At 67.5% G+C, this 18,552-nt stretch carries 20 protein-coding genes and 1 riboswitch; of the genes, 8 read left to right on the top strand and 12 right to left on the bottom strand.

Annotated features, from left to right (window positions below):
* Window positions 1-71: 71 nt before the first annotated feature.
* Window positions 72-593, bottom strand: a complete 522-nt coding sequence (locus AC1DZY_RS14115) for a peptide deformylase (RefSeq protein ID WP_476820749.1) — start codon at window positions 591-593, stop codon at window positions 72-74.
* 114 nt (window positions 594-707) lie between these two features.
* Between AC1DZY_RS14115 and AC1DZY_RS14110 the strand changes: the two genes are divergently transcribed.
* Entirely contained in the window at window positions 708-1,895 is a 1,188-nt protein-coding gene (locus AC1DZY_RS14110; RefSeq protein WP_476820748.1) for a DNA recombination protein RmuC, read from the top strand.
* Window positions 1,896-1,902: 7 nt separating this feature from the next.
* On the opposite strand, the gene AC1DZY_RS14105 is transcribed toward AC1DZY_RS14110, so the two are convergent.
* Window positions 1,903-2,601 carry an ATP-binding cassette domain-containing protein gene (locus tag AC1DZY_RS14105; protein ID WP_476820747.1) on the bottom strand — a complete coding sequence of 233 codons (699 nt, stop codon included), beginning with the start codon at window positions 2,599-2,601 and terminating at the stop codon, window positions 1,903-1,905.
* A gap of 50 nt (window positions 2,602-2,651) precedes the next feature.
* Window positions 2,652-2,726, bottom strand: a riboswitch (SAM riboswitch).
* Between the two features lie 214 nt (window positions 2,727-2,940).
* Between AC1DZY_RS14105 and AC1DZY_RS14100 the strand changes: the two genes are divergently transcribed.
* The 3 genes from AC1DZY_RS14100 to AC1DZY_RS14090 all read left to right on the top strand — a co-directional run bounded on the left by AC1DZY_RS14100 (window position 2,941) and on the right by AC1DZY_RS14090 (window position 7,013).
* Window positions 2,941-5,691: a [protein-PII] uridylyltransferase gene (locus AC1DZY_RS14100; RefSeq protein ID WP_476820769.1), complete on the top strand. Its 2,751-nt coding sequence runs from the start codon at window positions 2,941-2,943 to the stop codon at window positions 5,689-5,691.
* 92 nt (window positions 5,692-5,783) lie between these two features.
* A complete protein-coding gene (gene grpE, locus AC1DZY_RS14095) occupies window positions 5,784-6,383 on the top strand; it encodes a nucleotide exchange factor GrpE (RefSeq protein ID WP_476820746.1) in 600 nt (199 codons plus the stop codon).
* A gap of 3 nt (window positions 6,384-6,386) precedes the next feature.
* On the top strand, window positions 6,387-7,013 hold the full coding sequence (locus AC1DZY_RS14090) for a trimeric intracellular cation channel family protein (RefSeq protein ID WP_476820745.1): 627 nt from the start codon (window positions 6,387-6,389) through the stop codon (window positions 7,011-7,013).
* Here AC1DZY_RS14090 and AC1DZY_RS14085 read toward each other — a convergent pair whose 3' ends face one another.
* The 3 genes from AC1DZY_RS14085 to AC1DZY_RS14075 all read right to left on the bottom strand — a co-directional run bounded on the left by AC1DZY_RS14085 (window position 7,014) and on the right by AC1DZY_RS14075 (window position 9,586).
* Entirely contained in the window at window positions 7,014-7,637 is a 624-nt protein-coding gene (locus tag AC1DZY_RS14085; protein WP_476820744.1) for an alpha-ketoglutarate-dependent dioxygenase AlkB family protein, read from the bottom strand.
* 9 nt (window positions 7,638-7,646) lie between these two features.
* Window positions 7,647-8,453, bottom strand: coding sequence for a 4-hydroxy-tetrahydrodipicolinate reductase (dapB, locus tag AC1DZY_RS14080; protein WP_476820768.1), 807 nt, complete (start codon window positions 8,451-8,453; stop codon window positions 7,647-7,649).
* Window positions 8,454-8,602: 149 nt separating this feature from the next.
* Window positions 8,603-9,586 carry a Tim44 domain-containing protein gene (locus tag AC1DZY_RS14075; RefSeq protein ID WP_476820743.1) on the bottom strand — a complete coding sequence of 328 codons (984 nt, stop codon included), beginning with the start codon at window positions 9,584-9,586 and terminating at the stop codon, window positions 8,603-8,605.
* Between the two features lie 178 nt (window positions 9,587-9,764).
* Between AC1DZY_RS14075 and AC1DZY_RS14070 the strand changes: the two genes are divergently transcribed.
* Window positions 9,765-10,061 carry a hypothetical protein gene (locus AC1DZY_RS14070; RefSeq protein ID WP_476820742.1) on the top strand — a complete coding sequence of 99 codons (297 nt, stop codon included), beginning with the start codon at window positions 9,765-9,767 and terminating at the stop codon, window positions 10,059-10,061.
* Window positions 10,062-10,419: 358 nt separating this feature from the next.
* Here AC1DZY_RS14070 and AC1DZY_RS14065 read toward each other — a convergent pair whose 3' ends face one another.
* Together AC1DZY_RS14065 and AC1DZY_RS14060 are read right to left on the bottom strand one after the other, a co-directional pair.
* On the bottom strand, window positions 10,420-11,664 hold the full coding sequence (locus AC1DZY_RS14065) for an amidase (protein ID WP_476820741.1): 1,245 nt from the start codon (window positions 11,662-11,664) through the stop codon (window positions 10,420-10,422).
* A 1-nt stretch (window position 11,665) separates the two neighbouring features.
* A complete protein-coding gene (locus tag AC1DZY_RS14060; protein ID WP_476820740.1) occupies window positions 11,666-11,893 on the bottom strand; it encodes a DUF2798 domain-containing protein in 228 nt (75 codons plus the stop codon).
* Between the two features lie 276 nt (window positions 11,894-12,169).
* On the opposite strand from AC1DZY_RS14060, the gene AC1DZY_RS14055 reads away from it, so the two are divergent.
* Window positions 12,170-13,315: an extensin-like domain-containing protein gene (locus AC1DZY_RS14055; protein WP_476820739.1), complete on the top strand. Its 1,146-nt coding sequence runs from the start codon at window positions 12,170-12,172 to the stop codon at window positions 13,313-13,315.
* 46 nt (window positions 13,316-13,361) lie between these two features.
* On the opposite strand, the gene mepA is transcribed toward AC1DZY_RS14055, so the two are convergent.
* Window positions 13,362-14,312, bottom strand: a complete 951-nt coding sequence (mepA, locus tag AC1DZY_RS14050) for a penicillin-insensitive murein endopeptidase (RefSeq protein ID WP_476820738.1) — start codon at window positions 14,310-14,312, stop codon at window positions 13,362-13,364.
* 155 nt (window positions 14,313-14,467) lie between these two features.
* Between mepA and AC1DZY_RS14045 the strand changes: the two genes are divergently transcribed.
* Window positions 14,468-15,451, top strand: a complete 984-nt coding sequence (locus AC1DZY_RS14045; RefSeq protein ID WP_476820737.1) for a Bug family tripartite tricarboxylate transporter substrate binding protein — start codon at window positions 14,468-14,470, stop codon at window positions 15,449-15,451.
* A gap of 109 nt (window positions 15,452-15,560) precedes the next feature.
* A complete protein-coding gene (locus tag AC1DZY_RS14040) occupies window positions 15,561-15,734 on the top strand; it encodes a DUF3309 family protein (protein WP_476820736.1) in 174 nt (57 codons plus the stop codon).
* Between the two features lie 3 nt (window positions 15,735-15,737).
* Here AC1DZY_RS14040 and lhpI read toward each other — a convergent pair whose 3' ends face one another.
* From lhpI to sppA, 4 genes are all read right to left on the bottom strand, one after another.
* A complete protein-coding gene (gene lhpI, locus AC1DZY_RS14035) occupies window positions 15,738-16,691 on the bottom strand; it encodes a bifunctional Delta(1)-pyrroline-2-carboxylate/Delta(1)-piperideine-2-carboxylate reductase (RefSeq protein WP_476820735.1) in 954 nt (317 codons plus the stop codon).
* Window positions 16,691-17,029: a lipopolysaccharide assembly protein LapA domain-containing protein gene (locus AC1DZY_RS14030; protein WP_476820734.1), complete on the bottom strand. Its 339-nt coding sequence runs from the start codon at window positions 17,027-17,029 to the stop codon at window positions 16,691-16,693. Before AC1DZY_RS14030 ends, lhpI begins: the two co-directional genes overlap by 1 nt.
* Before the next feature lie 211 nt (window positions 17,030-17,240).
* The gene (gene ihfB, locus AC1DZY_RS14025; RefSeq protein ID WP_476820733.1) at window positions 17,241-17,525 is read right to left on the bottom strand and encodes an integration host factor subunit beta; all 285 of its coding nucleotides are present in this window, start codon (window positions 17,523-17,525) and stop codon (window positions 17,241-17,243) included.
* Between the two features lie 28 nt (window positions 17,526-17,553).
* Window positions 17,554-18,522 carry a signal peptide peptidase SppA gene (sppA, locus tag AC1DZY_RS14020; RefSeq protein WP_476820732.1) on the bottom strand — a complete coding sequence of 323 codons (969 nt, stop codon included), beginning with the start codon at window positions 18,520-18,522 and terminating at the stop codon, window positions 17,554-17,556.
* Window positions 18,523-18,552 lie beyond the last annotated feature (30 nt).

Raw genomic sequence — 18,552 nt, 5'->3', positions numbered from 1 at the left:
AAGCTTCCTTCGAGACGCGGCCGCACGGCCGCTCCTCAAGATGAGGGCCGAGGGTCTGATCAAACCGAGCATCAAGCCGCGCTCTCGCGCTTCGCGACCTTGGCGAAACGCTTGGTGACGCGCTCGCGCTTCAGCCGCGAGAGATAATCGATGAACAGCACGCCGTTGAGATGGTCGATCTCGTGCTGCAGGCAGGTGGCGAGAATGCCATCGGCCTCGACCTCCTGCGTCGCGCCGTCGAGGTCCATGTAGCGGACCTTGACCGCCTTGGGCCGCTCGACCTCTTCGTAGTATTCCGGGATGGAAAGGCAGCCTTCCTCGTGGATATTCGTCTCCTCCGAGGACCAGGTCACCTCCGGGTTGAGGAAGACCATCGGCTTCTTTTCCTCCGCGTCGGACTTCGTCAGGTCGATCGTGACCACGCGCTTGCGCACGCCGATCTGGATGGCGGCAAGCCCGATTCCGGGCGCGTCATACATCGTCTCCAGCATGTCGGCGGCGAGTGTCCTGATCTCGGGCGTCACGGCGGCGACGGGTTCCGAGGCCAGCCGAAGCTGGGCGTCGGGCAGGATGACGAGAGGACGAATGGCCATGGGGGCTCTGCGCGGAATGTCTGACGGGAGCGCGGACATAAGCATTTGTGGGCAAGCGGTCAAACCGTTCCGCTTTCGTTCGATTTCGACGCTCGAATCGGTTAGACTCACGCGATGAAAGAGATCGCCTTCATCCTGCTCGACCGCCCGGTGACCTGGGCCGAGGCCGCCTTCTGCTTCGCAGGGCTCAGTCTCGTGCTGCTCATGCTGGTCGTGATCTCGATCTGGCGAGGCGCGCGCAGCCGCGAGATCGAGGCGGCGATGGCGTCCGAACGCACACGCGAGATGGACGACAAGGTCGCCGAGATGAACCGGCTGCAGGCGGAGATGACCGGCCGGATGCAGTCCATGGCCGAAATCCTGTCGACGCGGCAGGGCGACCTCGCCCGCCTCGTCGCCGACCGGATGGACGGGTTGAGCCACAAGGTCGGGCAGGGGCTGGAGCAGAATGTCCGCCAGACCACGGAGAGCCTCGGCAAGCTGCAGGAGCGCCTCGCCGTCATCGATTCCGCCCAGAAGAACCTGACCGACCTGACGTCCGAGGTCGTGACGCTGAAGGACGTGCTGTCCAACAAGCAGGCGCGCGGAGCCTACGGCCAGGGCCGGATGGAGGCGATCATCCGCGACGGCCTGCCCGCCGCCTTCTTCTCGTTCCAGCCCCAGCTCTCCAACGGCAAGCGGCCCGACTGCATGGTGACGCTGCCGGGCGACGGGCGCGGGCTGGTGATCGACGCGAAATTCCCACTCGAAAGCTTCACGCAGTTGCGCGAGGCGCGCGGCGACGACGCCCGGAAAGCCGCCGGAGCACGCGTGCGCAACGATGTCGGCGTGCATGTGAAGGACATCGCCGAGCGCTATTTCCTGCCCGGCGAGACGCAGGACATGGCGCTGCTCTTCGTGCCGTCGGAATCGATCTATGCCGACCTGCACGAGTATTTCGACGACGTCATCCAGAAGGCGAGCCGCGCCCGGATCATGATCGTTTCGCCATCGCTGCTGGCGCTGGCGATCCAGCTGATGCAGTCGCTGGTGCGCGATGCGCGGATGCGCGAGGAGGCGCAGGTGATCCAGTCCGAAGTCGGCAAGCTGCTGGACGATGTCCGCCGGCTCGGCGAGCGCGTCGACAAGCTCGACACGCATTTCCGGCAGGCCCAGGACGACGTCGCCCAGATCAAGACCTCGGCCGGCAAGGTCACCGGCCGGGCCGAGAAGATCGGCGCACTGGAGTTCGATGACGCTAGGGGCGCCGAGCCGCCGCTGCCCTTCGCCAAGGGGCTGGAACTCAAGAATGCGGCGGAGTGAGCCGGCGCTAGATCACGACTGAAAGCTCGGGCGTCTCCAGGCGACGCGCCGAGCCGGGCAACGCCCGCAGGATTTCGCGGCGGAGCGATTGCAGCCCCGGCGCGCGAAGGTCGCGCGGGCGCGGCTGCAGGTTGACGAAGCCGCCGGCGACGCCTCCGGTCCTGGCGCAGCGCAGGAGAATGCGGTCGGCGAGCAGCAGCGCCCGATCGAGATCGCCGCCCGCCAGCACGATACCCGGGCGGCTTTCGCTCCAGAGCGTCAGCACAAGGCCAAACAGCCTGTCCTGCGCATCACCGGGCAAGCCGGCGAAGGGTTCGTCGAGCAGCAGGAACTTCGGACGCGTCACGAACAACCGCGCGATCGCGACGGCATGGCGCTGCTCCGGCGAAAGCTGGTCCAGCCTGCGCGCCTCGAACCCGGCCAGGCCAACGCGAGCGAGCGCGTTGGCGACCAGCCCTTCACGGGTGAACGGCGTCAGGCCATCCGCGCCGAAGGCGACGTTGTCGCCGACGCTGAGCCAGCGATAAAGCTCCGCGTCAGGCCCGAGACGGGCGCAGCCCAGGGGCAGTGCCGCGCTCCCCCCAACGGCCTCGCGATCGCCGGCAAATGCACCAAGAAACGCAACGATCTCGCCTGATCTGAAACAAGCGGCGGGCCACCCAGACTGCGCGATATCGGTTTGGCTGAAGGCGGCTTCACCCGGCATGATCGTGCTCCCGCATGGCGCGAAGGGAGCACGCGGCGAGGCTGGGCGCCGCCCGTCATCCCACGCTTTAGCTGCATTTGTTTCGCGCCCGCAAGCTGGTGGCTCAAATCGGCGCGTGTCCTGTTTCTAGGTTCGACCGTTCTTTTTGTCAAACGATCTCCGACTGAAGAAGCTTTGCCGCCGCGCGCCATCGACGGAACGGTTTCGGCCTGTTTGCCGGTCGTGCTACCAGCGTTCAAGGCGCGCATCGCCTGCTTTCGAATCAAGGCCGCCGCCACCGTGACAGCCGTCGCCGACATGCCGCATTTCAGGCTCGCCGAGGTCCTTGCCGATCCGGCCATGGCGGTCGCGCAACTGGCGGACCGCCATGGCAGAGTCGCGGCCAGCGAGATGCGGCCCGAGCTCGTCGCAGGCCTGCGCAGCGTGCTGGAGCAGGGCCACGCCTCGGCGCGGGAGCTGCTCGCGGGCCCACGCAACGGGCTTGCCTGTGCGCAGCGCATCTCAGTGACGATGGACGCCATCGTGACCTGCCTGCATGTCGCGGCGAGCCGCTATTTTTACCCGGCGGTGAACCCCTCCCAGTCCGAGCGCATCGCCGTCGTCGCGGTCGGCGGCTATGGCCGGGGCACGCTCGCGCCGGGCTCGGATGTCGATCTGCTGTTCCTGTTCCCGCACAAGCAGACCGCCTGGGGCGAAAGCGTCGTCGAAGCGATGCTTTATCCGCTCTGGGATCTGAAATTGAAGGTCGGTCATTCCGTCCGCTCGGTCGACGATTGCGTGCGCGAGGCGCGCGCCGACATGACGATCCGCACCGCCTTGCTGGAGGCGCGTTTCGTCGCCGGCGATGCGCTCCTGTTCCACGACATGGTCCGGCGCTTCGGCGCCGAGGTGGTCGAGGGTAGTGCGCCCGCCTTCACCGAGGCGAAGCTCGCCGAGCGCGAGACCCGCGTCCGGCGCGCCGGCACCTCACGCTATCTGGTCGAGCCCAACGTCAAGGACGGCAAGGGCGGCCTACGCGATCTCAACACGCTGTTCTGGATCTCGAAATACGCCTACCGCGTTGAGGATGTCCGCGACCTCGTCAGGGCCGGCCTGTTCGACCGCAAGGAACTCGTGCTGTTCCAGCGTTCGGAGGAGTTTCTCTGGCGGGTCCGCTGCTGGATGCATTTCATCACGGGGCGGGCGGAGGAGCGGCTTTCGTTCGATCTGCAAAGACAGGTCGCGGCCGCGATCGGCTATGCCGGCCGCAGCGGTCAGGCTCCCGTCGAGCGCTTCATGAAGGCGTATTTCCTCGTCGCCAAGGATGTCGGCGACCTGACGGCGATCGTCTGCGCGGCGCTGGAAGCGCGCCAGCAGAAGCCACGCGCCTCGCTGTCGCGGCTGATCGGCTCGTTCACCAAGCGCAAGCGCGTGCGCGCTCTCGGCCATGCCGATTTCACCCTGAAGAGCCAGCGCCTCTGCGTGGTCGATGGCGACGCGTTCCGCCGCGACCCGGTCAACCTGCTGCGGCTCTACGAGATCGCCAGCCGCGACGACCTCGCGATCCACCCCGATGCGAGCCGGCTCGTGACCCAGTCGCTGCGACTCGTCACGCCGCAGTTGCGGGCCGACCCCGAAGCCAACCGCATCTTCCTGGAAATCCTGACGGCGCGGCGTTCGCCCGAAGCGGTGCTGCGGCGGATGAACGAGTCCGGGCTTTTGGGCAAGTTCGTGCCGGATTTCGGCCGCGTCGTCGCGATGATGCAGTTCAACATGTACCACCACTACACCGTCGACGAGCATCTGATCCGCTCGATCGGCGTGCTGGCGGAGATCGACGCAGGTGTGCTCGAACTGGAGCATCCGCTCGCCAACGAGATCATGCCGACGGTCTCGAACCGGCGCGCACTCTATGTCGCGCTGTTCCTGCACGACGTCGCCAAGGGCCGGATCGAGGATCATTCGATCGCCGGGGCGAAGATCGCGCGCAAGCTCTGTCCGCGGCTGGGCCTGAGCGAGGCGCAGACCGAAACCGTGGCCTGGCTGGTCGAGCACCATCTCGACATGTCCACCGTCGCCCAGAGCCGCGACCTCGGCGACCCCAAGACGATCGAGACCTTTGCCGCCACCGTGCAGACACTGGAGCGGCTCAAGCTGCTGCTGATCCTGACCGTCGCCGACATCAAGGCGGTCGGGCCCGGCGTCTGGAACGGCTGGAAGGGCCAACTCCTGCGCACGCTCTATTACGAGACCGAAATCGTGCTCGCCGGCGGCTACTCGGTGATCGAGCGCAAGGCACGCGTCGAGAAGAAGCAGGATGCGCTCAAGGAACGGCTTGCAGACTGGCCGGATACGCTGCGCGACGCCTATCTCGCCCGGCACTACTCGCCCTACTGGATCAAGACGGACCTCGCCCGCCAGGAAAAGCACGCCCGCTTCCTGCACCAGGCCGAGAGCGAGGGCCGCACCACCGCGACGCTGGTCGAGACCGACCAGTTCCGCGGCGTCACCGAACTCACGATCCTCGCGCCCGACCATCCGCGCCTGCTGGCGATCGTCACAGGCGCCTGCGCAGCCGCCGGCGGCAACATCGTCGACGCGCAGATCTTCACCACGACCGACGGGCTCGTGGTCGACACGATCTCGGTCTCGCGCGCCTTCGACATGGACGATGACGAGTTGCGGCGGGCCGAGCGGATCGCAGCGGCGATCGAGCGCGCGCTCAAGGGCGAGATCAGGATCGCCGACCTCGTGGCGCAGCGCCGCGCCCCGCCGCCACGCGGCGGCACCTTCCAGGTCGCGCCCGAGGTCATCATCGACAACGTGCTGTCGGCGCGCCACACCGTGCTGGAGGTCGCAGGCCTCGACCGGCCGGGCCTGCTCTACGACCTGACCACCGCGATCGGGAAGCTCAACCTCAACATCGCCTCGGCCCATATCGCGACCTTCGGCGAGAAGGCGGTCGACGTGTTCTACGTCACCGACCTGACCAATGCGAAGATCGTCTCGACCGCGCGCCAGCTCACCATCCGCAAGGCGCTGCTCGACGTCTTCGCCTTCTGGCACGACAAGCCGGTCACGGCGAAGGCGAAAACACCCGTTCGCGCTTGATTTCGCCGGCGCGAAGCCCGATATCGGCCGCGAATGCAGTCGCCATCCCCGCCGTGGGGACTGCCATGTCCCAATAGGAACTGGATCACGCCATGACGCAGCATCCTGCGCCGGAAAACCCGAACGCCGAACCCGACATCGACGAGACCGCGCTGTCGCCGGAAGAGATCATCCAGGCTAATTTCGCTAAAATCGAAGCCGAGCGCGACGATTTCAAGGACAAACTCCTGCGCACGCTCGCCGACATGGAGAACTTGCGCCGCCGCACCGAACGCGAGATCGCCGACGCCAAGGCCTATGCCGTGACGAGCTTCGCGCGCGACATGCTGGGCTCCGCCGACAATCTGCGCCGGGCGCTCGACAGCGTGCCCGAGGCCGCGCGCGCCGCCAAGGACGCGGCCCTGATGGCGCTGATCGAGGGCGTCGAACTGACCGAGCGCGATCTGCTCAAGACGCTGGAGCGCCACGGCGTGCGCAAGATCGACCCGCAGGGTGAAAAATTCGACCCGAACCTGCATCAGGCGATGTTCGAGGCTCCCGACGCCGAGGCGGCCAAGGGCATGGTCTCGAAGGTCGTTCAGTCCGGCTACAAGATCGGCGAGCGCGTGCTGCGGCCTGCCCTGGTCGGCGTCTCGGCCGGCGCACCCAAGCCGCCCGAAGCCCCGGCGACCGACGCGCCAACCGGCCACTGAGCCGTGCTGGAAGCCGCCGGCGTCGCCGTCTTCGCATTGACCGGCGCGCTGGTGGCGGCCCGCAAGGGCATGGATCCGTTCGGCTTCATCCTGCTCGCGACCGTAACCGGCGTCGGCGGCGGCACGTTGCGCGACCTGCTGCTCGGACGGCTCGTCTTCTGGGTCCGCGACCCCTTCGACGTGCTGGTCTGCTCGGCCGTGGCGCTCGTCTGCTGGGCCACCGCCTATGCGAAACCCGGCATGCTCGACGGCTGGGCCGGGAAGCGCCTGCTGATCTGGGCGGACTCGGCCGGGCTCGCGCTGTTTGCCGTCGCCGGCACGCTCAAGGCGCTGGATGTCGGCATATCGCCTCTGTCTGCGATCGCGCTCGGCGCGATGACCGCCTCCTTCGGCGGCATCCTGCGCGACATCCTCGCCGGCGACCGGCCTATGGTGCTGTGGAGCCGGGATTTCTACGTCACGGCGGCCGCAGCCGGCGCAGCCGTGACGGCGGGGCTTTCGCTGCTCGTCATCGAGCCGGCGATCGTGATGGCGGCGGGGCTTGCGACAGGCTTTGGGCTGCGGGCCGGTTCGATCCTGTTCGGCTGGTCTTTTCCGAACCTGCCGGGCAAAGGCCCCGGGGCCCATTGATCACTCCGCCGGCTTGGTCACGCGCCTGAGCGTCAGGTTGAGCCGCCCGCCCTGCGGCAGCAGTTGCGACGAGCCCGACAAAATGCGGTCGATGCCGTGATAGGCCAATCGCGCTTCGCCGCCGAACAGCAGCGCATCGCCCGAGGCGAGCTTCAACGAGACCGTCTTGCCGCCACGCTTTGTGCCGCCGATGCGGAAGAGCGCGGCGTCGCCGAGCGAGAGCGACAGGACCGGCGCCTCGAAATCCTGCTCGTCGCGATCCTGGTGCAGGCCCATCTTCGCGCCCTTTTCGTAGAAATTGACGAGGCAGGCTTCGGGCGGATGGACGTAGCCTGCAAGTTCCTCCCAGGCCGTCAGCAGAGGGGCGGGCATAAGCGGCCAGGGCTCGCCCGTGTCGGGATGCAGCGGCTGATAGCGATAGCCCCGCTCGTCGGAGACCCAGCCGAGCGGGCCGCAATTGGTCATGCGCACGGAGAACGGTTTTCCGGTCTTGGGCATGCGCGGCTGGAAGAACGGAGCCTGGCGCGCGACGGCGCGCAACTCCGCCACCAGAGCCGCCTGCGAGCCCTCGTCGAGATAGCCCGGCCAGTGCGTGACGCCGGGCGCGATGGCGATCGCGGTCACAGGCTCGCCTCAGAGGCTGTCGAGGCCGAGGACATCGGCCATCGAATAAAGACCCGGCTTGCGGCCGCGCCCCCAGAGCGCCGCCTTGACCGCGCCCTGCGCGAACAGGCTGCGATCCTCCGCGATGTGAGCGAGCTCGATGCGCTCGCCGCTGCCGGCGAAGATAACCTTATGGTCGCCGACGACGGTGCCGCCGCGCAGCGCGGCAAAGCCGATCGTGCCGGGCGGGCGTGCTCCGGTCTGGCCGTCACGGCCGGCAACGCGCGCCTGCGCCAGATCGACGGCGCGTCCGGCTGCAGCGGCCTCGCCGAGCATGACGGCCGTGCCCGAGGGCGCATCGACCTTCATGCGATGGTGCATCTCGGCAATCTCGATGTCCCAGTCAGTGCCGAGCGTGGCTGCGACCTTGCGCACCAGCGCGGCGAGCAGGTTGACGCCGAGGCTCATATTGCCGGACCGGATGATGGCGGCATGGCGCGCGGCCGCCTCGATCTTCGCCAGATGTTGCGGCTCCAGCCCCGTCGTCCCGACGATATGGACGATACGGGCCTGGGCGGCCAGCGCTGCGAACTCGACCGTCGAGTCCGGCGTGGTGAAATCCAGCACGCCTTCCGCCTCGACGAAGGCCGGCAGGGCCTCGTCGCTGACGGGCACGCCGGAGGCCGGCAGGCCGGCGAGCACACCGGCATCCTGGCCGACGACGATGGAGCCGGGCCGCTCGATCGCCGCCGAAAGTACGCAGCCGTCGGTCTCGTGGATTGCTTTGATCAGCATCCGGCCCATGCGCCCGGCGGCGCCGACGACGACGAGACGCATGTCGGTCATGGGTGGGGTCTCCAGAAGGCGAAGCCGGTCGGCACGCAGCCGCTATAGAATGGATCGCGCCGCTGCGACACCCGAAAGCTATCCCGCAACGAAAAACGGCCGGGTTGCCCCGGCCGTCCGTGTCTCGTCTCGCGTCTGGATCAGGCCGTGGTCTGGATGCCCGAAAGCTTCCAGCCGGCGCCGCGCTCGCGCAGGAAGGTCCAGTGCTCCGTAACCTCCTGGGGAACCGTCGCATTGCCCTCGACGATCTTGCCGGACGAACGCTCGTAGAGCGCGTTGATCAGGCTGAAACGCATCGCGACCGTCGCGTAGTCGGCATCGCCCTCGCGCCAGGCTTCCGCAAGATCGCCCTGCAGCAGCTTCACGTCGGTGACGCGGTCGACCAGACCACGCTTGGCGTTGCCGGAGAGATCCTCGTCGAAATAGCCGAACATCTCCTGCGTCGTGCGCTGGCGCAGGCCGGCCTCGTCCTCGTTGGAATAGGAGGCGTTGATTTCGGTCAGCAGGCGCTCGAAGGCGTTGAAGTCGTCGGGTCCGACCTGGATCGGAGCCGTCTGGACGACCGGGCGGGCAGCGCCACCGCCGCCCATCGCCGCCATGCGGTTCTGGGCCTGAGGCTGATAGGCCTCGCGCGGCATCGGCGCGCCGGCGCCGGCGAACTGCGGCTCGGAACGACGACGGAAGAAGCGCAGGGCCAGCCAGATGACGCCGCCGATCAGCGCGATTTGCAGCAGGAAGCCGAAGATGCCGGCCAGCGAGGCGAGGCCGCTGAAGAAGCCCGCGCCGGACAACATGCCGAACAGGCCGGCGCCGAGCAGACCAGCGCCGAGGCCGAGCATCAGGTTGCGCGCCATCGACGGACGAGCCGCCTGCGAAGCGGCGGCCGCCGCGCCAGCCGTTGCGGCCGACGGCCCGGCGGGCGACGGCGTCGCGCTGCGCTGGAAGGGCTGGGCGCCGTTGGGCGCGGTGTCAGTACGGGCCGGCGCCGATTCGGTGCGCGAGCCGCGGCTGCCGACACTCTTGCCGCCACCCGGGCGGGCCTCGGCGATGACAGGCGCTACCAGCAGAGCAGCGGCGACAAAAGCGACGACCCGGCCACGCCGGGCGAGCGAAATCAGGGACATGGTTCCTCCTGGAGCCCCCTCGGGCTCTCTTTGCGGTGATATGGCCCCGCCCCATCAGACTTACAAGACAGGCCAACCCAAAGTATCTACGACTAAAGGCTAAGGTGCCGTTCCTGCCAGGTTTGGGACCGGCGCAATGTCATGCTAGAGTCACGTTCGTTACGGCGGAGGCTCGCTCATGCGTATGATCTCGTCGAGAATGACCTCGACCGGTTGGCTGCTCGGCATCGCCATGGCGGCGTCACTGGCCGCCACCCCGATCGCTTTCGCGCAGGACCGCCCGGTGGCGCTCGACAAGCCCCGGCTCGCGCAAGCACCCGAACCGCTCTGCTTCTGCTGGACTGACGGGCGCAAGATCGCCGAAGGCGCGATGGCGTGTATCCGTACGACACAGGGCCGGCGTCTGGCCGCCTGCGGCCGCGTCATCAACATGATGTCGTGGGAAGTGACCGAGAACCCATGCCCCGAAAGCTGAGCCGGCCCACAGGTTGGCCGGCCATTCCCGCAGCATGCCCCTGAAGACGAAAACGCCGCCGGGTGATGCCCGGCGGCGTTCGTCAAACTCTGCAGTGTGGTCCGTGGGACTTAATGACCGATTCCGGTCAGAACGCGCCCAGCACGATCGCCATCATAAAAATAAAGGCCGCACCCATCACTAAACGGTCGAGACGTAGCGTGAGGCTCATCACACCCTCCTGTGTCATTGACCTGTCATCACGCTAGCAGAACTGCGGCCGGCCGCAAGAGGGCGCGGAGGCGGCAACACCGTGGCACAGCCTAGAGTACGCTTAAAAATCGATTAAACCCTTGTATTGATTTGGGGATAATCTCGTTTACCGCGCTGCCAGAACACAGTTTTCCAAGGCCTTCGCAACTGAAACGACATGTTCGTCTGAGCCGAAGCCGGCGATGATTTGAATGCCGACCGGGAGGTTGCGCGGGCCCCGCACCACCGGAATCGTCAGGCAGGGCACGCCGAGGAGCGTCCAGAGCCGGTTGAACTTGGAATCCCCGGTCGAATCCATCGTGTCCGGCGCCGTGCCGGGCGCGGCGAAGCTCGCGACCACATCGACCTGCGCGAAGAAATCACGCGCTGCCGCGCGGCCCTGTCGCGAGAGCCCGCGCGCCTCGTCATATTGCGCGGGCGTGACGCTGCGGGCAGCGTCGAGATAGGCGCGCAGTTTGGGCGCGATGGCGTCGCGGTGGCCGGCGTACTCCCAGGCGAGCGCCTGCGTCGCCTCCCAGTCTTGCAGGGGGCCGTGGGCGTGGAAGGCCGCGTCCAGTGCCGGCGGACTCGCAAGTTCGACCAGTTGCGCGCCCGCCTGCATCGCGATTTCGCGGAAGCGCTGCAGCGCCGCCTGCGAGGCCGGTTCGGCTGGACCGGCGAAGTCCTGCGCGCATATGCCGATACGCAGGCCCCTGAGTTCGGCGGCATCGGAGTCGAGTTCGGGGCGTTCGGTGATGGCGGCCAATGCGAAGCCGAGATCGTCGGCGCTGCCGGCCATCAGGCCGAGCGTATCGAGAGACCAGGAGAACGGCTTCACGCCGTGGGTCGGCAGCAGGCCATAGGAGGGCTTGATGCCGGCGATGCCGCAATAGGAGGCTGGCCGAATGACCGAGCCGCCGGTCTGGGTTCCGATGGCGAGCGGGATCATTCCCGCACCCACCGCCGCAGCCGAGCCGGCCGAAGAGCCGCCCGGGCTCGCGACCGGGTCGTGGGGATTATGGGTCGGCGCGGGATCGAGGAAAGCGAAGGCGGTGGTATGGGTCTTGCCGGCCACGGTCGCGCCGGCCGCCTTCAGCGCCATCACGATCGGCGCATCGGCGCGCGGCCGCCAGTCCTTGTAGATCGACGAGCCCATCTGCGTCGGCAGATCGGCGGTGTCGATGATGTCCTTGACGCCGCAGGCGATGCCGGCGAGCGGGCCGACGCCGGCGACCAGCGCCTCGGGGCGGCTGACGAAGGCCTTCAAGCCCGGCTCCATGCGGTCGATCAGGGCCGCGCTGCGGGCCAGTTCCGCGTCCGCCGTCGTCTCGCCTTCGGCGATCCGCCGGGTGATCTCGCGCAGGCTCAGCATGTCATTCCCCGATCACTTTGACGATTTCGGCGGTGACCCGGCGCGCCAGCGGCAGCGCGAAGAAAGCCACAACCGCCGCGCTCGGCCACGCGATGGTGAAAGCATGCATCCAGCGCGACAGAAAATCCGGCGAGAAGCCGAGATTGACGAAGGTGATCACGGCCGACACCAGAAACGCCATCATGAAGGCCATGACGACGGGGAAGATGAAGCGGGCCTTGCCGGTCATGTGCAGCGCTCTCGGGGCGGATCAGGTTCTGTCGCACAAGCGATGCCATCCACGCCAGCCTGATTGCGGCATGGGCGGCCGCACCGGATGCGCGGGCGAAGGCAGGCCTTTCGCTGCACTGGTTCCGGGCCGCCTGACGCATCAGGTGACCTTCGGGCAGGGCGAGAACGCCCGGTAACTGCCCGTTAACCGCAGTCCCAAAGTTAACCCGGCTGTGTCGCCGCGGGCTCACCCGGTTGAGAAACCGTTCATCAGACGGGTCGCATTTGATCTGTCATGCGACGCGTTCATCTCGCCCTCATCGCGCTCGGGGTCCTCGGAACGGGCCTTGCCGGCTGCGGAAAATTCCAGAAAGCCCAGCGCGCGCCCTGGCGCGACCAGGCTGAGGCCGCCTGCCTGTCGTCCAAGCAGGTGCAGCTCTCCTCCTATGTCAGCCTGCGCGACAAGCCGCTGGACGGGCCGGGCACATGCGGCATGGAAAAGCCGCTCAAGGTCCAGGCCTTCCTGAACGGCAACGTCCACCTGACCAGCGCGGCGACCCTCGCCTGCCCGGTCGTCGCGACAACCGATGTCTGGTTCGCCAAGGTGGTGCAGCCCGCCGCCCAGAACGTACTGGGCGCGCAGGTCGTCGAAATCCGCGCCGGCTCCTATTCCTGCCGCGCCATGAACAACGGCACGGCAACGACCCGTACATCCGAGCATGCCTTCGGCAACGCCGTCGACGTCTTCTCCTTCCGTCTCAACGATGGCCGCAACGTCACGGTCAAGGATGGCTGGCGCGGCTCGCCGGAAGAGCAGAACTTCCTGCGCGAAATTTTCGTCGGCGCCTGCGAGTATTTCTCGACCGTGCTCGGGCCGGGCGCGGACCCGCTGCATTACGACCATTTCCATATCGACCTGGCGCGGCATTCCAAGGATCGGCACATCTGCAAACCGGTCATCAAATACACGCCGAACTACAACTTGCCGCCGCCGGACCCGGCGCGGCCCTATCAGTCGGCCGAGCCGCTGCCTCGCCAGTCAACGCCGAACATGGTCGCGGGCGGCAGCCTGCTGCGCCAGCCCAGCGACGGCCTGCGCCCGCCGGGCGGGGTGCAGGGCGGTTACCCGGTCGCCACCAGCCGCGCCGGCCAGGGCCTCGACAGCCAGGCCCGCTTCCTCGAGGAATACGACCGCACGCCGCTGAACGCGCCGCGCTACAACCGGCCCGGCTCTGGACAATATCAGCCGCTGCCGAGCGAACAGCGCGGGCCGCTGCAACTGCCGGGCTCGACACCGCCGACCGAGGAGATGGTGCTCGGCGATGACGAAGGCACCGGCGTGATGGACATGGAAGGCTTCGATCAGGCCCAGCCGGCCCAGATCACGCCGGAGAAAGACCCGTTCGCGTTCAGCTCGGGGCGCTCGCCGCAGCGGCGCTAGGCAAGGTGTCCGGCGTTGTTCCGGACGAGCCGCTCCGGACGAGCGATCAACGCGACACCAGCACCTGCCGGCACTCCGCCGGCAATGCATCGAGCGACATCGGCGGCTTGGGTTTCGGCGCGGAGCCGGTACGCGGCGGCTTTGGCGGCGCGAACATCGCAGCGCGCTGGCGCTCGATCCAGCCCGTCAGTTCCTCGCCGCAGCCATCGCCGAAATTCGGCGGCTCCTGGCCCTGGCAGCCCTCCATGCCGATGGGGCAGGTCATCCGAATATGGAAATGATAGTTGTGGCCCCAGATCGGCCGGACCTTGTTGAGCCATGACCGGTCCGCGCCAGCTTCCCGGCAGAGCGCGACCTTGAGCGCCGGATTGACGAAGATGCGCTCGACGCGCGGGTCGCTCGCGGCCGTCCGTATCAGCTTGGTCTGACCGGGGGTCCAGTTCTTCGGATCGACGTCGCGCCAGTCGGCGCGCGCCATGTTGACCGCCGGCATGTTCTCGCGATCGTCCTTGTCGAGCCTCTCCCTCGGCATAGGAGTCAGCCAGAGATCGGCGTCGAGGCCGATCTGGTGCGAGGCATGGCCGGTCAGCATCGGCCCGCCGCGCGGCTGCGAGATGTCGCCGACCAGGAGGCCCGGCCAGCCATTGATCCGGGGCACGTCGCGCGCCAGTTTTTCGAGATAGTCGATCAGGATGGGGTGGCCCCAGTTGCGGTTGCGGGCCAGCCGCATGACCTGCCAGCTCGGCCCGTCGATCGGCAGCGCGGTCGCGCCCGCAAGACAGCCCCTCGCGTAGGAACCGATGGCGCGGGCGCGCATGTCGGCTGGCGCGGTCTTCTGGCCGAAGAGCGCGCGCGCCGCATCCGGGAAGGCGGCGATGTTGGCGGCGCGACGCCTCGCTTCGTCGGCGGCGTTGTCCTGCGCGCGGGCCAGCGGCGACGCGAGCATGGCAGCCATGAGCACGAGGACGGGAGCGATTCGGCGGGCAACGTCGCGCATTGCGGCAGAATCGCCGCGACGGAGGGCAAAGGTCAAGCGCCGTATCGGGCGATTCCCGATGGACAAGTCGGGGCCGAGCCGCCAGCCTTGGACCCAGGCAGAAAGCGGACAGCCAAGTTCCGCAAGATCCTGCACCGGGAGGAGACCACACCATCATGACCGATTTTACGATCGACCGCCGCACGTTGCTTGGCGGGCTCGGCGCAAGCGCCGCCCTGCCGCATGCGGGCTTGGCTCAGGCGGCCTGGCCGCAAGGGCGCACCATCAAGCTCATCGTGCCCTTCCCGCCCGGCGGCGCGACCGACATTCTGGGACGGCTGATGGCCGACAAGCTCGGCCAGGCCTGGGGCAGCAATCTCGTCGTCGAGAACAGGCCGGGCGCCGGCGGCAATATCGGCGTCGACGCCGCAGCCCGCTCGGAGCCCAATGGCGAGACGCTGCTGATCGCCTCGGTCGGCCTCGTTGCCAACCCCTATCTCTACGCCAAGGTCAATTACGACCCGATCAAGGATCTCAACCCGATCACCATGGTCGCGCTGGTGCCCAACCTCCTCGTCGTCAACAAGGAACTGCCGGTCAAGGACACCGTCGAGCTGATCGCCTACGCCCGGGCCAATCCCGGAAAGCTGACCTATGCCTCGTCGGGCGTCGGCACCTCGATCCATCTCGCCGGCGAGCTGTTCCAGAAACTGACCGGCACCAAGATGGTCCATGTGCCCTATCGCGGCTCGTCGCAGGCGCTCCAGGACCTGATCGGCGGACGCGTCGACCTGATGTTCGACAACATCACCTCGGCCCTGCCGCAGGCGCGCGCCGGCCTGATCCGTGGGTTCGGCGTCACCACTGCACGGCGTGCGCCGACCGCAAGCGAGTTCGCGCCGATCGGCGACCTGGTGCCCGGCTTCGACGTCTCGTCCTGGTTTGCGCTGTTTGCTCCGGCCAAGACGCCCCAGGCCATGATCGAGCGCATCCAGGCCGACGCCAAGAGCGCGATCGCCGACCCTGGCGTGCGCGCCAGAATGGACCTCCTGGCGGCCGACCCCGTCGGCAATACGCCCGCCGAGCTTGCCGCGTTCGTCCTGTCCGAACAGACGAAATGGGGCAGCCTGATCAGGGAGGTCGGGATCAGGGCGGAGTAGAGCCGCGCAGCCGCGCGCTGCCTCATGGAACATGCGGACCATTGCTGACGTTCTCCCTGCACATTCGGCCGGCGCTCAGGCGGCGGCCTTGCTCGGGAAGGAACGCCTCATGTCAACGATCCTCATCATCGTCCTGCTGATCGTCCTGCTCGGCGGCGGCGGCTATTACGGCCATCGCAGCTATGGCACGGCCGGCCTCGGCGGCGTGCTTGGCCTGGTGCTGACCATCGTCGTCGTGCTCTGGCTGCTCGGCGCCATCGGCGGGGTGCCGGTTCGCGTCTGACGATCAGGCGGCGGTCGCGTTTTCCCAGACGGCGACCGCCGCCGCCAGATCTTCCAGCGAGACGCCGACCGACTTGAACAAGGTGATCTCGCCACCAGGCGCAGTGCCTGCGATCCGGCCGCAGCAGAGATCGGCCAATGTCCCGGCAATCGCTTCGGCGCTATAACTGCCTTCGGCGATGGCAATCGCGACGTCGCCGCCCTCCCCGATCGCCTTCCTGGAATCAACCACGACGCGGGCGCGGTTCAGCGCATCGGCATCCGTTTCGCGCATCTGCATGGTGAAGGCGCCGATCAGGTCGAGATGGGCGTCGCGCTTGAGCCACTTGCCGTGGATCAGGGGTTCGGTCGCGTTGGTGGCGCAGGAGATGATGTCGGCGGTCCGCGCCTCGCCCTCCAGATCGGTCACGGCGTGCGCCTCGACACCGTCCAAAGCCAGTTCCGCCACCACGGCGGCGGCGGCCTCGGGGCGGCGCGCCCAGATCGCGATGTCGGTCAGCGGCCTGACAGCGCGATGCGCCCGCACCAGAAAGGGCGCGAGCGCGCCGGCTCCGACCATCAGCATGCGGCTGGCATCGGCGCGCGCCATGTAGCGGGCGGCGAGCGCAGACGCCGCAGCGGTGCGCCACAGCGTCAAACGGGTGCCATCCATCACCGCAAGCGGCGCACCGGTCTCGCCATCCATCAATATGTAGGCGCCGAGCACGCCAGGCAGATTGCGCTTGCCGTTGCCGAAGAAGACAGAGACGATCTTGGTGCCGATATAGGGACGCGCCGCATCCGGCCCGCTCCAGGATGGCATGATCAGCAACAGCGCCGGATCCTGACCCGGGCGCTGGACATCGTGGTGGATGCGCGGCGGCATCGCGGCATCGCCGCGAAAGGCTTCGTCGAGCACATCGATCAGACCGGGATAGTTCAGCGCGGCGTCGATTTCGCCATTGCCGAAGAGCCGCATCAGGCGCGGCCGCTGGTCAGCGCAGGCAGGGCGGAATCGGGTACGGCGGCGCGCAGCATCTGCGTTTCGCCGCGCAGGCTGTCGGCCTCGCGCCGGTTGCGCCGCGCCGCACGGCGGTACTTGCCCTGGGCGAGCCAGGAGGCGAAGCCGCCGATCAGGACGCCCGCCGCCAGAGCCGCCAGCACGATGGCGAAGAGCGGCACGTCGAAGGCGACGACAGGTGCATCTCGGCTGATCGGATCGAACGAGATGCGCACGGGTGCGCGATTGGCGACCGAGAACAGCACGATCGCCAGCGCGACCGGCACGAGGATCAGGGCTTTGAAGAAGGCTTTCATCGGGTTTCCTTTCAGCCGCTGTTCCGGTGATGGAGCGCCCGGTATCGAGCCTCGCCATCTTCCATACCCGCGACGTCATTCCGGACAAGCGGCGAAGCCGCGCCGATCCGGAATCCATCATCGAGCACGGTCGGTCGTTTACGATGGATTCCGGGTCTACGCTTCGCTGCGCCCGGAATGACGGCGCGTTTTCATCGACAGTCGCAGCCGGTCAGCCCTTGTCGTTCAACCGGAGCCGAAGCTCCTTGCCGGTCTTGAACACGGGCACGAATTTCTCCTCGACCTCGACGGCGTCGCCGGTGCGCGGATTGCGGCCGACGCGGGCGGAACGCGCCTTGCGGGAGAAGGCGCCAAAGCCGCGCAATTCGACGCGATCGCCACGGCCGAGCGCCTTGACGATCTCGTCGAGGATCGCCGTGACGATGTTCTCGATGTCGCGCTGATAGAGGTGCGTGTTACGCTCGGCGATGCGCTGGACGAGTTCTGATTTAATCATTTTTCCAGTATAACCGCTTGTATCAACATCACTTTTCAAATGCAGGCTGCCAGAGCGCCAAGGGCGCGTCAAGACGCAAACCGATCGGCTGATCGGCGGCACGCGCGATCAGCGTCGCCACGGTTTCGAGCCCCGCCGCCCGCGCCAATGCCTCGCTGGCGCTCCAGAGACCGTAGGAGGAGGATTCGCTGCGCCGGCGCCAGTCGCGCACCGGCAGATCCTTGGCGACGCCCTTCTCGCTCTCCAGCCATGCGATGGCTTCGGGTTCACCGCCGATGCCGTCGATCAGCTTGAGCGTGACCGCCTGACGTCCGGAATGGACGCGGCCGTCGGAGACGGCGGCAAGCTCGGGGTCGCTGATCATGCGGCGGTCGCGGACGAGGCGCTTGAACCAGTCGTAATTGTCGTCGACGACGCGCTGGAGCGCCGCGCGCGCCTCGGGCGAGGTCGGCTCGAAACCGTTGGGCGCCGCTTTCAGCGGGCTCGACTTGATCTCCTCGAGCTTGACGCCAACCGTATCGAGCAGCCGCCCGACATTGGGGAACTGGAAGAGCACGCCGATGGAGCCCACGAGCGAGGTCTGGCGCGCCACGATGCGGTCTGCGCCGAGCGCGGCGATGTAGCCGCCGGACGCAGCGAGCCCGTCGACGACGGAAATGATCGGCTTCTTCGCCGCCAGACTGCGAAGCGCCAGATGCAGCGCTTCCGAGCCGGTGGTGGTGCCGCCGGGGCTGTCGATCTTGATCAGCACGGCCGAGGCCTTGCTGTCCTCCAGCGACTTGATCAGGTCGAGCGTGCGCCTGTCGCCGGAGATGAAGCCGGAAATCGTGACGCGCGCGATATGGGCCTGGCTGATCGAGCCGGGCGTGCGTCCGCTCCAGGCGAGCCCGGCGATGACGGCGGCGGCAATGACGCCGACGACGGCGAGCAGCCGCCAGAGCGTCAGCTTGCGCCTCAGGCTGCGGCGGTCGGCAAGCAGATCGGCATCGGACGACATCGGGTCGGTGCTCCGTCTTCGTAGCCTCGT

The sequence above is a fragment of the Allobosea sp. P2_A10 genome, from assembly GCF_056405115.1.
This window is presented reverse-complemented; position numbering and strand designations above follow the sequence as displayed.

Bases quoted from the DNA above. Each gene is read 5' to 3' on its own strand.
- AC1DZY_RS14115 (WP_476820749.1), bottom strand. From the start codon at position 593: ATGGCCATTCGTCCTCTCGTCATCCTGCCCGACGCCCAGCTTCGGCTG.
- AC1DZY_RS14110 (WP_476820748.1), top strand. From the start codon at position 708: ATGAAAGAGATCGCCTTCATCCTGCTCGACCGCCCGGTGACCTGGGCC.
- AC1DZY_RS14105 (WP_476820747.1), bottom strand. From the start codon at position 2,601: ATGCCGGGTGAAGCCGCCTTCAGCCAAACCGATATCGCGCAGTCTGGG.
- AC1DZY_RS14100 (WP_476820769.1), top strand. From the start codon at position 2,941: ATGGCGGTCGCGCAACTGGCGGACCGCCATGGCAGAGTCGCGGCCAGC.
- grpE (WP_476820746.1), top strand. From the start codon at position 5,784: ATGACGCAGCATCCTGCGCCGGAAAACCCGAACGCCGAACCCGACATC.
- dapB (WP_476820768.1), bottom strand. From the start codon at position 8,453: ATGCGTCTCGTCGTCGTCGGCGCCGCCGGGCGCATGGGCCGGATGCTG.
- AC1DZY_RS14075 (WP_476820743.1), bottom strand. From the start codon at position 9,586: ATGTCCCTGATTTCGCTCGCCCGGCGTGGCCGGGTCGTCGCTTTTGTC.
- AC1DZY_RS14070 (WP_476820742.1), top strand. From the start codon at position 9,765: ATGCGTATGATCTCGTCGAGAATGACCTCGACCGGTTGGCTGCTCGGC.
- AC1DZY_RS14065 (WP_476820741.1), bottom strand. From the start codon at position 11,664: ATGCTGAGCCTGCGCGAGATCACCCGGCGGATCGCCGAAGGCGAGACG.
- AC1DZY_RS14060 (WP_476820740.1), bottom strand. From the start codon at position 11,893: ATGACCGGCAAGGCCCGCTTCATCTTCCCCGTCGTCATGGCCTTCATG.
- AC1DZY_RS14055 (WP_476820739.1), top strand. From the start codon at position 12,170: ATGCGACGCGTTCATCTCGCCCTCATCGCGCTCGGGGTCCTCGGAACG.
- mepA (WP_476820738.1), bottom strand. From the start codon at position 14,312: ATGCGCGACGTTGCCCGCCGAATCGCTCCCGTCCTCGTGCTCATGGCT.
- AC1DZY_RS14045 (WP_476820737.1), top strand. From the start codon at position 14,468: ATGACCGATTTTACGATCGACCGCCGCACGTTGCTTGGCGGGCTCGGC.
- AC1DZY_RS14040 (WP_476820736.1), top strand. From the start codon at position 15,561: ATGTCAACGATCCTCATCATCGTCCTGCTGATCGTCCTGCTCGGCGGC.
- lhpI (WP_476820735.1), bottom strand. From the start codon at position 16,691: ATGCGGCTCTTCGGCAATGGCGAAATCGACGCCGCGCTGAACTATCCC.
- AC1DZY_RS14030 (WP_476820734.1), bottom strand. From the start codon at position 17,029: ATGAAAGCCTTCTTCAAAGCCCTGATCCTCGTGCCGGTCGCGCTGGCG.
- ihfB (WP_476820733.1), bottom strand. From the start codon at position 17,525: ATGATTAAATCAGAACTCGTCCAGCGCATCGCCGAGCGTAACACGCAC.
- sppA (WP_476820732.1), bottom strand. From the start codon at position 18,522: ATGTCGTCCGATGCCGATCTGCTTGCCGACCGCCGCAGCCTGAGGCGC.